This window comes from Gammaproteobacteria bacterium (genome assembly GCA_033344735.1).
In the GTDB taxonomy this organism is placed as follows: Bacteria; Pseudomonadota; Gammaproteobacteria; order UBA4575; family UBA4575; genus UBA1858.
In genome coordinates this window covers 2,311,488-2,323,788 of record JAWPMW010000001.1, presented here as the reverse complement: position 1 = coordinate 2,323,788, position 12,301 = coordinate 2,311,488, and the positions used below count along the sequence as shown (strand labels likewise).

15 protein-coding genes are annotated in these 12,301 nt (G+C 40.4%); 4 read left to right on the top strand and 11 right to left on the bottom strand.

The genetic code is table 11. From position 1 onward, the window contains the following. Window positions 1–116 precede the first annotated feature (116 nt). The 11 genes from R8G33_11920 to R8G33_11870 all read right to left on the bottom strand — a co-directional run bounded on the left by R8G33_11920 (window position 117) and on the right by R8G33_11870 (window position 8,162). The gene (locus R8G33_11920) at window positions 117–554 is read right to left on the bottom strand and encodes a YcgN family cysteine cluster protein (protein ID MDW3096373.1); all 438 of its coding nucleotides are present in this window, start codon (window positions 552–554) and stop codon (window positions 117–119) included. Continuing rightward, a complete protein-coding gene (gene htpG, locus R8G33_11915) occupies window positions 551–2,473 on the bottom strand; it encodes a molecular chaperone HtpG (protein MDW3096372.1) in 1,923 nt (640 codons plus the stop codon). Before htpG ends, R8G33_11920 begins: the two co-directional genes overlap by 4 nt. Before the next feature lie 82 nt (window positions 2,474–2,555). Continuing rightward, window positions 2,556–2,990, bottom strand: a complete 435-nt coding sequence (locus R8G33_11910) for a DUF6524 family protein (GenBank protein MDW3096371.1) — start codon at window positions 2,988–2,990, stop codon at window positions 2,556–2,558. Window positions 2,991–3,004: 14 nt separating this feature from the next. Continuing rightward, the gene (locus R8G33_11905; GenBank protein ID MDW3096370.1) at window positions 3,005–3,502 is read right to left on the bottom strand and encodes a methylated-DNA--[protein]-cysteine S-methyltransferase; all 498 of its coding nucleotides are present in this window, start codon (window positions 3,500–3,502) and stop codon (window positions 3,005–3,007) included. 74 nt (window positions 3,503–3,576) lie between these two features. Continuing rightward, a complete protein-coding gene (gene rplS / locus R8G33_11900; GenBank protein ID MDW3096369.1) occupies window positions 3,577–3,924 on the bottom strand; it encodes a 50S ribosomal protein L19 in 348 nt (115 codons plus the stop codon). A 4-nt stretch (window positions 3,925–3,928) separates the two neighbouring features. Then, window positions 3,929–4,687, bottom strand: a complete 759-nt coding sequence (gene trmD / locus R8G33_11895) for a tRNA (guanosine(37)-N1)-methyltransferase TrmD (GenBank protein ID MDW3096368.1) — start codon at window positions 4,685–4,687, stop codon at window positions 3,929–3,931. Window positions 4,688–4,729: 42 nt separating this feature from the next. Continuing rightward, complete coding sequence (rimM, locus tag R8G33_11890; GenBank protein MDW3096367.1) at window positions 4,730–5,239, bottom strand: ribosome maturation factor RimM; 510 nt, start codon at window positions 5,237–5,239, stop codon at window positions 4,730–4,732. A gap of 50 nt (window positions 5,240–5,289) precedes the next feature. Then, window positions 5,290–5,538 (bottom strand): 30S ribosomal protein S16, encoded by a 249-nt coding sequence (gene rpsP, locus R8G33_11885; GenBank protein ID MDW3096366.1) that lies wholly within the window; start codon window positions 5,536–5,538, stop codon window positions 5,290–5,292. Window positions 5,539–5,650: 112 nt separating this feature from the next. Then, window positions 5,651–7,012: a signal recognition particle protein gene (ffh, locus tag R8G33_11880; GenBank protein ID MDW3096365.1), complete on the bottom strand. Its 1,362-nt coding sequence runs from the start codon at window positions 7,010–7,012 to the stop codon at window positions 5,651–5,653. A gap of 130 nt (window positions 7,013–7,142) precedes the next feature. Continuing rightward, on the bottom strand, window positions 7,143–7,916 hold the full coding sequence (locus R8G33_11875) for a 3',5'-cyclic-nucleotide phosphodiesterase (GenBank protein MDW3096364.1): 774 nt from the start codon (window positions 7,914–7,916) through the stop codon (window positions 7,143–7,145). 75 nt (window positions 7,917–7,991) lie between these two features. Continuing rightward, window positions 7,992–8,162 (bottom strand): hypothetical protein, encoded by a 171-nt coding sequence (locus R8G33_11870; GenBank protein ID MDW3096363.1) that lies wholly within the window; start codon window positions 8,160–8,162, stop codon window positions 7,992–7,994. Between R8G33_11870 and ccsA the strand changes: the two genes are divergently transcribed. The 4 genes from ccsA to R8G33_11850 all read left to right on the top strand — a co-directional run bounded on the left by ccsA (window position 8,161) and on the right by R8G33_11850 (window position 12,276). After that, a complete protein-coding gene (gene ccsA / locus R8G33_11865; GenBank protein ID MDW3096362.1) occupies window positions 8,161–8,889 on the top strand; it encodes a cytochrome c biogenesis protein CcsA in 729 nt (242 codons plus the stop codon). The genes R8G33_11870 and ccsA overlap by 2 nt on opposite strands. Before the next feature lie 91 nt (window positions 8,890–8,980). Beyond that, complete coding sequence (locus R8G33_11860; protein MDW3096361.1) at window positions 8,981–10,252, top strand: HlyC/CorC family transporter; 1,272 nt, start codon at window positions 8,981–8,983, stop codon at window positions 10,250–10,252. 75 nt (window positions 10,253–10,327) lie between these two features. Beyond that, entirely contained in the window at window positions 10,328–11,689 is a 1,362-nt protein-coding gene (radA, locus tag R8G33_11855; GenBank protein ID MDW3096360.1) for a DNA repair protein RadA, read from the top strand. Between the two features lie 251 nt (window positions 11,690–11,940). Next, window positions 11,941–12,276 carry a molybdopterin dinucleotide binding domain-containing protein gene (locus tag R8G33_11850; GenBank protein MDW3096359.1) on the top strand — a complete coding sequence of 112 codons (336 nt, stop codon included), beginning with the start codon at window positions 11,941–11,943 and terminating at the stop codon, window positions 12,274–12,276. The last annotated feature ends 25 nt before the right edge of the window (window positions 12,277–12,301 follow it).

Genomic DNA, 12,301 nt, shown 5'->3' with positions numbered 1-12,301 from the left:
CCATACTGGAAAGAATTCTTTATCTTTTCATTATTTATTGTGGGAAATTTCTTGCTTGGCTTGCTGATATTCTAACAATAACAAGATTATATCGATTAAATTATCAATCTTTGATGTCAATCCCAGTTAACTAAATGAAATTCTAGTGGCCCAGCATCTAATGGGGATACGGTCTTGTTTTGCACAGAATGGTTTTTATCGTGCATAAGACCATCATCTCCATTTACAAGAGGGTGCCAATTAAACAGAGGTTTGGTTTCGTATCTCAAGCGATAGGCACAGGAATTCGGTAACCATGAAAAAACCTCAGGGTTTTGCAGAGAAACTCGTACACATTCGGGTACTTGCGATGTACGATTATTATAGTCAGTACAACGACAAGTATTCTCATCAAATAGCTTACAGGCAACATTAGTATAGTATATCTTTCCGGTATCTGAATCTTGCAATTTGGCCATGCAGCATTTGCCACAACCATCACACAAAGATTCCCACTGAGCATCGGTTAACTCAGATAAAGAGCTATTTATCCAATCTGGTGTGGCTGATTTCACTTGCCAGCAAGATCAAGCATGATTTTATTCAGTCGCGCAACAAAATCAGCCGGGTTTTCCAATTGTCCACCTTCAGCTAGTATCGCTTGCTCAAATAACAACATTGACCATTCTCCAACCTGATCAATGTCGGTCTCATTATTCATTTTAACTAGCATAGGATGCGATGGATTAATTTCCAAAGTTGGTTTAGTGCTCGGCATTTGTTGACCTGCTTGTTTCAGCAAATTCTGCATATAAAGTGCCATATCATGCTCATTCAACACGATACAAGCAGGAGAAGTCGTTAAGCGATGCGATACACGCACATCTTCCACTTTGTCTTCGAGCTTCTCTTTAATGAGTTTGACAATATCCGCTGACTCTTCTTCAACTTTCTTTTGTTGCTCTTTCTCATCTTGATCAGAAAGTTTATCTAGGTCCAATTCGCCTTTTGCAACAGAAACAAAAGATTTGCCATCGTATTCATTTAAAGAACCCATCAACCACTCATCTACACGGTCATACATCAAAATAACTTCAATGCCTTTCTTGCGAAAGATTTCTAAATGCGGGCTATTTTTAGCGGCGTTAAAGTTATCTGCAGTTATATAGTAGATAGATTCCTGACCCTCTTTCATTCGACCAATGTAGTCATCTAGAGAAACTGTTTGATCCTCTTTGTCTGCTTCAGTAGATGCAAATCTTAATAACTTGGCAATCTGCTCCTTGTTTGCAAAGTCTTCGCCAGGACCTTCTTTAATGACCTTTCCAAATTCTTGCCAAAATGATTGATATTTCTCTGGATCACTCTTAGCAATACTTTCTAATAAGCCGAGCACTTTCTTAACAGATCCGGAACGGATTGAATCAATTACTTTATTACCTTGTAGAATTTCTCTAGAAACATTTAATGGCAAGTCACTAGAATCAATCACACCTCGCACGAAGCGCAAATAGCGAGGCAGTAATTTTTCCGCATCTTCCATAATAAAAACTCGCTGTACATAAAGCTTTAAACCATGCGTTTGATTTGGCTCAAACAAATCAAATGGCGCTTTACTTGGAATATATAGCAACGAAATATATTCTGTCTTACCCTCAACACGGTTATGAGACCAAGCCAAAGGATCAGCAAAATCATGGCCGACATGCTTATAAAATTCTTTATACTCATCTTCACTTACTTCTGACTTTGCCCTCGTCCATAAAGAAGAAGCTTTATTGACAATTTCCCATTTAACTTCTTCATCTGATTTTTCTTCTTCGTCATCCTGCTTTTCTTCCAGCATTTCGATAGGCAACGGAACATGATCAGAGTACTTAGTTACAATTGAGCGTAAACGCCAACCGGATAATAATTCTACTTCCTCTTCTTTAAGATGGAGTATAATCTCAGTGCCTCGATCTGCTTTTTCAATTTCAGCTAAGTCATATTCACCAGTGCCTTCAGATTGCCAATGCACACCATGTTTAGCCTCTACAGTCGCACTACGCGTTTTTAACTCCACTCTTTTTGCAACAATAAACGCAGAATAAAACCCGACGCCAAACTGGCCAATAAGATTGGAATCTTTTGCCTGATCTCCAGTAAGATTTTCTAGAAATTCTTTTGTGCCAGACTTGGCAATAGTGCCAATATTTTCAATCACTTCCTCTCGCGTCATGCCGATACCATTATCGCGAACAGAGATGGTTTTATTTTCTTCGTCGTATTCGATTTGAATCTTAAGATCTGTATCGTCAGTTAAAAGGTCAGCATTTGACAACGCTTCAAAACGAAGCTTATCGCAAGCATCTGAAGCATTTGAAACTAGTTCTCTTAAAAAGATCTCCTTGTTTGAGTACAAGGAATGAATCATCAAATGTAAGATTTGACTGACTTCTGACTCAAACTTTAGGGTTTCTTTATTATTTTCTGCTTGTGCTTGCTCACTCATTACTGCTTAACTCCAATTAATATTCGATAACTTTATAAATAGTGACGAATCACCTTAAATTCAACAGCTGTAGATATATTTTCTACTCAACATCATCCACATCAGCTTGGCCGGTGACTCTTCTACGGATATGCGACCAGGTAATTCCTGTTGCCAAAATTCCTGCTAACACTACAAGCACTAGATCGATTAGAATTTTCATATCATCGGTCAACGATGGAATAAAATCGATTGCCAACCAAAGAAGCACACCAAAAAATGCAGCCGCCAGAAGTAATCCAAACATACCTAGCGATCGCATCGTTGCGCGAATATATATTGTCCAAACAATTAGCAAGACAATCCCTGCTAACAATAGCAATGGCAGACTAGTAGTATCGTCACCCACAGGATTTAAATATGATTGCAACCAATCAAAATAAGACCAACCGTGAGGGTTGTAAGTGCAAAATACTAATGCGAGCGCCACTAAAAAGCGAACCAATACACCTTGCCAAGTTATTTTATGTAATGCCATACAATCTCCTATATTTATACAAAAATCTCACTAGTTACTGGCGTACCTATCTCATGCCTTAACAACCAGTCTTTTTGCTGAACCTGTTTACCCATAACGCTGCCACAGTAGCCACCAATACCACCCTTCCTCACAACACGATGACAGGGAATAATTATAGGGACTGGATTATGACGGCAAGCATTACCAACTGCACGCGGACCACTATTGATCACCTTAGCAATGTCGCCATAAGTTAATGATTCTCCATATGGAATTTTAGCCACTTCATTCCATACTCGATTTTGATAAGCTGTACCTTGAATATCGACAGGCAAATCAAACTCAGTTCTTTGCAACTCAAAATATTCCATGATTTGCTGATGCACTTTTGCCGCAAATCCACCGGTAGGGATATATGATTCTTGCTTTGTTTTAATATAGAACAGACGTTGTATTCCATTCACTGAAATATTTAACCCTAGCGAACCTATCGGAGATGGCAGAATGTAATCGAAGGAATTTTTTGTCATTTATTAGCCTCCCAAATAACAAACGCCCCATATTAAATGAGGCGTTTATTTAACTATCGAAACATCTTTCTATGTTAACCAAGCTTTTCTTTAATTCTTGCAGCCCTACCTGTCAATCCGCGCAAGTAATATAGTTTTGCACGACGCACATCACCGCGGCGTTTAACTTCGACCGATGCAATCAATGGGCTGTGGGTTTGAAATACTCTTTCTACACCTTCACCGTGAGAAATTTTTCTGACAGTAAATGCAGAGTTAATTCCACGATTTCTCTTAGCAATAACAACACCTTCAAATGCCTGTAGACGCTCACGATCGCCTTCTTTAACTCTCACCTGTACAACAATGGTGTCACCTGCAGAAAACTCAGGGAATCCTGTTTTAAGTTGTTCTGCTTCTAATTCACTAATTATATTGCTCATGGCTTTATCTCTCGTTTTTCGCTTTTACTTCAACTAAATATTCTTTTAATAGTTGCTGTTCTTGATCACTCAAGTGTTGCTGCTCAATCATGTCAGGACGGCGTAAATAAGTTCGTCCTAACGCTTGTTTTAATCTCCAAGTTGCAATCTTACTATGATCACCACTTAGTAATTCTTCTGGCACTTTACTGCCATCAATACTTTCTGGTCTAGTGTAGTGCGGACAATCCAATAGTCCGTGCTCAAATGATTCTTGCTCAGCGGATTGATCATCTCCCAGCACTCCCGGAAGCGTTCGCACCATGGCATCAATTAATACCATTGCGGCAAGTTCTCCACCGCTAATGACATAATCGCCGATCGACAATTCCTCATCTATATTAGCTTCGATAAAACGTTCATCGATGCCTTCGTAGCGCCCACACATTAAAACCAAATTTTCGCTTTGACTTAAACGTCTTACCGCTGTTTGATTTAGTCTTTGCCCCTGAGGACTTAAATATACAACTCTGGCTTTCACACTGGAATCCAACTGGGATTTCACATGCTCTAGCGCTTTGGATAATGGAGCATACTGCAACACCATCCCAGGACCACCCCCGTAAGGACGATCATCTACTCGATTATTTGCATCGTCTGCAAAATCTCGAGGATTGGTTAACTCTAAATCTACCTGCTTGGCTCGCAATGCTCGCCCCACAACTCCGTGGTCTAGCATGGTCGACACCAGCTCGGGGAACAATGTAATGACATCAATTCGCATGTCTTGCCCCTGTTAAATTGATGCTAAATTGAGATTATTTGATTAAAAATCAGTATTCCAATCTACCACCATGCGCTTCTGCTCTAAATCGATGGACTTTATCACCTGCCCTTGAATGTATGGAATTAAGTGCTCAATCTTGTCTTTACCACTTACCACCATGACATCATTAGCCCCTGTTTCAATCAGACCTTTAATCGAACCTAGAAGCTTATTATCTTTCCCCAGTACCTCAAGGCCAATTAGCTGATACCAGTAATACTCATTTTTTGGCAGCGAAGGCAACTGGTCTCCAGCCACCCAGATTTCATTATCTAGAAGTTCGACTGCTGCTTCACGATCATCTATTCCTTCTAGCTTCGCAACAACTCCACCCTTCTGCGAGCGACCTTGTTGTACTCGTATTGGTTGATCAAAATTTTCACCCAAATACCAGTGCTTATATTCAACAATTTTGGCTCGTGGCCTTGTGTAGGAATACACTTTGACCCAACCTTTAACGCCAAACAGGCCATTAATTAGGCCTAATAAAACTTTTTCTTTTTGTTTCAAGCGTGAGACGACCGATGGTTGCTCATGCTAAATAACTCTCAGCTATCTTGTTAGGCTGCTGAATCTGCACCCTTTAAAAGTGTCTCAACGCGCTCAGATGACTTTGCACCAACACCCTGCCAATAGTTTACGCGCTCCATATCTACATGTAATCGGACTTCTTGCCCAGTTGCTCGCGGATTGAAATATCCAAGTCTCTCAATATATCCACTATCTCTGCGCTTACGAGAGTCTGTCACAACAATGTGATAAAAAGGACGCTTTTTAGCGCCACCTCGAGCTAATCTTATACTAACCATATTATTTGCTTATTCTCAGCTGTGTTTATCGAACCGCTTCCGACGGCGGCGAACCGCGCATTGTACGGAATTTACAGGAAATTTAAAGCTAAAATTCATCCAATTATCCTACCTACATCGGCATATTTGGTGGCATTTTCCCTTGCATGGCTCGCATCATATTTTTCATGCCGCCTTTCTTCGAGATTTTTTTCATCATTTTGCGCATTTGAGTATATTGTTTCAGCAGCCTGTTAACATCTTGGACTTGCATCCCTGAGCCAGCTGCGATGCGCTGTTTACGCGTGGCTTTGATAATATCCGGGAATCGACGTTCTTTTCGTGTCATTGAGTCAATCATCGCCACCATATGAATCACTGACTTATCGCTGGCTTGCGATTTCATCGCCTCAGAAATATTGCCAGCACCAGGGAGTTTATCAATCAAGCTATTTACCCCGCCCATATTCTGCATTTGTACCAACTGAGAGCGTAAATCATTAAGACTAAATCCCTTACCGCTTTTGAGTTTCTTAGCTAATCGACCCGCTTCTTGATGATCAACTTTTTGCTGCGCCTCTTCAACCAAGGACACCACATCGCCCATACCTAGAATTCTTGAGGCAACTCGATCGGGATGAAAAGGTTCTAAACCATCAACTTTTTCTCCAGTCCCTAAGAACTTTATTGGCTTCCCTGTAATTTCTCTCACTGATAGTGCAGCACCACCTCGTGCGTCACCATCAGTTTTAGTCAGAATGACACCCGTTAAAGGTAGCGCGTCATTAAATGCTTGCGCAGACAATGCTGCATCTTGGCCACTCATACTATCGACTACAAACAATGTTTCCACAGGGTTAACGGCACTATGAAGAGCTTTAATCTCTTCCATCATTTCATTGTCAACATGCAAACGGCCTGCAGTATCGACAAACAAAATATCAACATGATTAGTTTCAGCGTGACTAATCGCATTTTTCGCAATTGTCAGAGGAGTCTGTTCAACTTCACTAGGAAAAAAGTGTACGCCTACTTGATTAGCGAGCGTTTCTAATTGTTTTATTGCTGCAGGGCGATAAACGTCACAACTGACGACGCTAATTTTCTTCTTTTCTGTATCCGTGAGACGCTTAGCCAATTTAGCAATGGTGGTGGTTTTACCTGCGCCTTGTAAACCTGCAACTAGTACGATGGCCGGGGGTTGTGTATTAAGCTGTAAACCTTCATTGGCATCACCCATCAGATGAACTAATTGATCTTGAACAACTTTAATAAACGCTTGACCAGGAGTGATGTTTTCAATCACCTCTTTTCCTACTGCAGCTGTACGTACACGCTCAATAAATGTTTTTACTACTGGCAAAGCTACATCAGCTTCCAACAGCGCCATACGCACTTCGCGTAAAGCTTCTTGGATATTATCTTCTGTTAATCGTGCTTGACCGCGCAGCTTTCCAACCGTATCGGAAAGACGCTTGGTTAAATTATCAAACATGTTTACTCGCTTATATTGAATCTTAATCTAAGACCTTAGTTTAACGGCTTAGCAATTAACGATCTATGGAAAACTAAGCAATCGACTGATTGTTTATTAAACCAGGTTCACTCAAAGGTTATGGATGAAGCTATAGAACAAGAATATCGCCGCTGACAATTGACCTTATGTCCCTTTCCGGCATGGCTAGACGTAATTCTTGCATGATTTTTTCTTCTTCTCCAGGCTGTAAATGCGAGACACACACCTGCAGCTGATGTGTTAACGAAGTCAACTCGCGAGCTAATGACTGTGGAGAAAAATGCTTGGCCTGATTGGCTATTTCAGATCGCTCATCAGCGAATGCGCACTCCACAATCAGCAAATCGACCTTGTTTTGCTGATTAAGCATATTCCATAATTTTGGTGCTGAAGCAGTATCGCCGCTAAAAGCAAAGCTGCTACCTGTGCTTGAGTCTTGAACCATATAACCTACCGCAGGCACAGTGTGTTCAACTTCAACCATGGAGAATGTTTTGTCATCAATAATCACATCCTTTCCAGGCTGCATGGGTGCAAAACGTACCACAGGATTTTCATCGTTTGGCAGACAGAAGAAATTAGGCCATATTTTCCAGTTAAAGATATGATCCATTAATACTTGGTAAGTTTCTAACTGGCAATGAACTGTTAACGGTTCATTAATTAAACTCTCGTAAATAGTGTCAACTAGTAGAGGCAACCCAGCAACATGGTCTAAATGACTATGAGTGATAAATACATGTTTAATTTGAAATAAGTCATCTAATGGCAAGTCGCCCACGCCAGTACCACAGTCAAGCAATGTGTTCATGTCAACGCGCAATGCCGTTGTACGCAATCCGCTGCCAATCCCACCGCTACAACCCAAAACATTTATTTTCATAGGGCTATTATAATATTATTTTAATGATCATTTTAATGCATGCTGATGCTAGCATCGGCGTTTTAGACGAAATGTCTAATCCATCGCAATGCACTGAATTCCTTCAGATAATTCATCTAAATCAGTAATCGAACTATAATTCGATTGACACGAAGCGTATTCAGGGCTAATTAATATCTCAATAATGATTGGATTCATATCAGCAATACTTTGTGCCATCACTTCTGGGGCTATTTGGTACCACATGCAAACTCAAGCAAGTGGGCATGAGTCTACTCGCTTTAAATTTATCGCTCCTTGGACGCTGACCATGGCTGCGATGACCCTGATGGTTTGGTCACGTCTTTTCACTGAAAATGGAATAAATTTCTACTTCTATAATTCTTTATTCATCGCTGCATTTGTCATTTGCGCAATATTATATTTTACAAGCCTATTTAAGCACGTGGAGCATCTAGGTCTGATTGTATTACCTGTGACCTTTTTATGTATCGTGCTGAATATATTATTCTTCAAACCTGGCTCACAAGTTAGCTTAAGTCCAGGTATACAAGCTCATATAATCACATCAATAATTGCATTCAGTATTTTAGGCTTAGCAGCTGTGCAAGCCATATTATTATTTTTCCAGGATAGAGTGTTGCGAGGCCACAGCAACACCGGTATTTTACGAGCACTTCCCTCGTTACATGAAAGTGAAACCTTATTATTTCAATCGATAAGCTTGGGCGTTGCCGTTCTCACAGTCGCACTAATCACTGGCTTTATTTACCTAGAAGATATTTTTGCTCAACATCTGGCACATAAGACTGCATTATCGTCCCTTGCCTGGCTTGTCTTCGTTATTCTCCTTTGGGGCAGAATGCAATTTGGATGGCGGGGTACCACTGCTATTCGCTGGTCCTTATCAGGATTCACGTTTTTAATACTTGCCTATTTTGGAAGTAAGTTCGTCTTAGAATTAGTCCTTTAAATAGGCAATCTAACCCTTCACTCTTGACAACCCTCAACTAGTTTCCGTAAAACGGAACTGTGTTTGACTACCTGGGGGAGCTCAAAAGCTCTTGGACGATTATTCGATAAGTACTCTACTGATAGTTCTCGGAGTACTGCTATTTCTTTCTGCGTTTTTTTCTGGCTCAGAAACTGCCTTAATGGCTTTAAACCGTTACCGCCTGCGCCATCTCGCAAACAAAGGCCATCGTGGCGCGCGGCTCGCACAAAACCTTCTTGAAAAACCCGACCGCCTGATTGGGCTCATCCTTCTCGGCAATAATGTTGTTAATCTTTTAGCGTCCCCATTAGCTGCATATATTGGTTATCGTTTATATGGTGATGTCGGTGTTTTTTCTGCCACCATACTATTTATTATCTCGGTACTAATTTTTGCAGAAGTAACACCAAAAACATTGGCAGCAATGCATCCAGAGAAATTTGCATTCCCGGCCTCATATATTTATACACCCCTGCAATATATTACCTACCCGATCGTTTTATTAATTAATGCAATTGCAAATACGTTACTTAAACTTTGTGGTGTGAACTTAACAGAAACCGGACTTAGCTCACTTAGCCGAGATGAACTTCGCACAGTAGTACAAGAAGCCGGAGGATTAATTCCTCGCACCCACCAAAACATGTTGATTGGTATTTTAGATTTAGAATCAATCACCGTTGAAGATATTATGATTCCGCGTAATGAGGTTATCGGTGTTGATATTGACAGTGACTGGGAAGATATCCGATCACAAATTTCTAATGCACCATTTACTCGCATGCCGATTTATCACGAAAATCTTGACAAGATTATTGGCTTTTTACATTTACGTAAAATCTTCTCACGTATTGTAGAAAATGAAATTTCTCTAGATGAACTCAAAACCAATGTTAGAGAACCTTACTTTATCCCAGAGGGTACTAGTCTAAATAAGCAATTGCTAAATTTTCAAAGAGAAAAAAGACGTATCGGATTAGTAGTTGATGAATACGGCGACATCCAGGGCTTAGTCACTCTTGAAGATTTACTTGAAGAAATTGTTGGAGAATTCACAAATGATCCCGCCACACTAACAACCGACATTCATCCCCAGGAAGATGGTAGTTATGTCATTGATGGCAGCACTCACGTACGTGATATAAATAAAGCACTTAAATGGGAATTACAGGAAGAAGGTCCACGCACAATAAATGGTCTTGTACTTGAACATTTAGAAACCATCCCGGAGACAGGAACTTCTGTATTAATAGACGGACATCCAATTGAGATTATTCGCATACTAAATAATTCTATACGCACAGTGCGCATTCAACCCAAAGTCACCCAAGAGGTAGAATGATTTATACCCACTGAAATTGATTTTTTGTGCGCATAACGACACACTCTCCACACTATATCTAACAGCAGCACTTCAATGAGTAAAGCCACACAATATCAATGTGATGCCTGCGGGCATGCGTTTAACAAATGGAGCGGACAGTGCCCTGAATGTAATGCATGGAATACGCTGGAAGAAACTCGCACTATTCAAACTAGCGGCAAAGTTAGATCCATTACACCTAAAACTAGCAGCAAAGTTATTCCGCTTGCAGAAGTTGACGCAATTACTGATCCTAGAATTCAAACCAATCTTGGTGAACTTGATCGCGTTCTTGGCGGGGGTATTGTTCATGGTTCTGTTGTTTTGGTAGGAGGAAGCCCTGGAATAGGCAAGTCAACATTACTTATACAAATGTTAGCCTCCTTAGAACAATACCAAACTTTGTATATTAGCGGCGAAGAATCAGCACAACAAATTTCTTTACGCGCAGAACGCTTAGCTTTAAATAAAGACAATATTCGCTTGCTCAGTAGTGTTTCCTTAGAAGAAGTGCTATCAACACTACAGGCATCAAAACCCAAACTTGTAATAGTTGACTCAATTCAAACCTTAGCCAGTGAACAGCTCAACTCTGCAGCAGGATCCGTTTCTCAAGTAAGAGAATGTGCCGGTCAGCTTGTTCAATATGCAAAAAATACTAATACAACATTATTTGTTGTTGGCCATGTCACCAAAGAAGGCACGTTGGCTGGACCTCGCGTGCTTGAACATATGGTTGATACCGTTTTGTACTTTGAAGGTGACAGTAGTGATCGCTTCCGCTTATTACGTGCCACTAAAAATCGCTTTGGCGCAGTTAATGAACTTGGCGTGTTTGTGATGCAGGAAACTGGGCTCAAAGGTGTAAAAAATCCATCAGCATTATTTTTATCGCATCACCAAAAACCCGCCGCAGGAAGTGTTGTGATGGTAACGCGAGAAGGCACGCGTCCACTAATGATCGAAGTACAGTCTTTAGTGGATGACAATCCTTCCAATAATCCTCGCAGGCTAGCCCAGGGCATAGATCAAAATCGCCTATCTATGCTGTTAGCAGTACTCCACAGACACGCAGCGGTATCCCTTCATAATGAAGACGTCTTTGTTAATGTTGTTGGAGGCGTGCGTGTTAATGAGCCTGCTGCCGATTTGCCTTTACTTCTAGCAGCTTTATCTAGTTTTAGAGACTTCATATTACCTAGAGAGCTAGTTGTCTTTGGTGAAGTAGGATTAGCTGGAGAGATTCGTCCAGTTCCCAATGGACAAGAACGACTCAGGGAAGCATCCAAACACGGATTTACCCAGGCAATCATTCCTGCTTCCAATGTTCCCAAAGAACCCATTAAAGGATTAGAAATTTTCCCAGTTTCACGTCTTGCTGATGCTGTGGATTTAACGCTCAATAAGTACAAATAGCACCCACTTAGATTGCATTGTTTCTGTACGCAAATTATTCACTCCAGATATTTGTTTAGTTTTTATTTTTAATAATTTATATGAATATTTCTATTATATTCATATAGTTATTATAATTTTTAGCTGATTTTTTCTTGTAGTGACTATTTATATTAATTTGCTTTATGCCTGTATTTACGGTAATCATGCATTTAGTTTAAGACTAATAAATATCCAAAACGGATTTTGAATTTTACAGCATGACAAACAAGATGATTTTGGTTCCCGGCCGATCGAGCAAACAAGGCACCTCGTTAAATAAAGGCAAACTAAAAGAAGAATACATTGAAGTCACTTCCACCCTGGAAGTGAATGAAGATGATATGAAACGTCTTGGCTTGGAAAATGGCGATCAAGTAAGACTCAGTAACGATACAGGTCAAACCATCGTATCGTGTATCGGGAAAAAAGCTGCAGACTTGCCGGAAGGCATGCTGTTCATCCCTTATGGTCCTCCATCAAGTCAATTGATGGATAGTGACACGGCAGGCACTGGAATGCCTATGTCAAAACACATGGAAGTCGATATCGAAAAAATTAAACCCTAACGAATAAAATTATATCAATTGGTGG

Excerpts from the sequence above, each read along its gene's own strand:
- R8G33_11850 (MDW3096359.1), top strand. The coding sequence starts at position 11,941 with ATGATTTTGGTTCCCGGCCGATCGAGCAAACAAGGCACCTCGTTAAAT.
- R8G33_11905 (MDW3096370.1), bottom strand. The coding sequence starts at position 3,502 with ATGACAAAAAATTCCTTCGATTACATTCTGCCATCTCCGATAGGTTCG.
- R8G33_11875 (MDW3096364.1), bottom strand. The coding sequence starts at position 7,916 with ATGAAAATAAATGTTTTGGGTTGTAGCGGTGGGATTGGCAGCGGATTG.
- rplS (MDW3096369.1), bottom strand. The coding sequence starts at position 3,924 with ATGAGCAATATAATTAGTGAATTAGAAGCAGAACAACTTAAAACAGGA.
- R8G33_11870 (MDW3096363.1), bottom strand. The coding sequence starts at position 8,162 with ATGTGGTACCAAATAGCCCCAGAAGTGATGGCACAAAGTATTGCTGAT.
- htpG (MDW3096372.1), bottom strand. The coding sequence starts at position 2,473 with ATGAGTGAGCAAGCACAAGCAGAAAATAATAAAGAAACCCTAAAGTTT.
- radA (MDW3096360.1), top strand. The coding sequence starts at position 10,328 with ATGAGTAAAGCCACACAATATCAATGTGATGCCTGCGGGCATGCGTTT.
- rpsP (MDW3096366.1), bottom strand. The coding sequence starts at position 5,538 with ATGGTTAGTATAAGATTAGCTCGAGGTGGCGCTAAAAAGCGTCCTTTT.
- R8G33_11910 (MDW3096371.1), bottom strand. The coding sequence starts at position 2,990 with ATGGCATTACATAAAATAACTTGGCAAGGTGTATTGGTTCGCTTTTTA.
- trmD (MDW3096368.1), bottom strand. The coding sequence starts at position 4,687 with ATGCGAATTGATGTCATTACATTGTTCCCCGAGCTGGTGTCGACCATG.
- ffh (MDW3096365.1), bottom strand. The coding sequence starts at position 7,012 with ATGTTTGATAATTTAACCAAGCGTCTTTCCGATACGGTTGGAAAGCTG.
- ccsA (MDW3096362.1), top strand. The coding sequence starts at position 8,161 with ATGCAAACTCAAGCAAGTGGGCATGAGTCTACTCGCTTTAAATTTATC.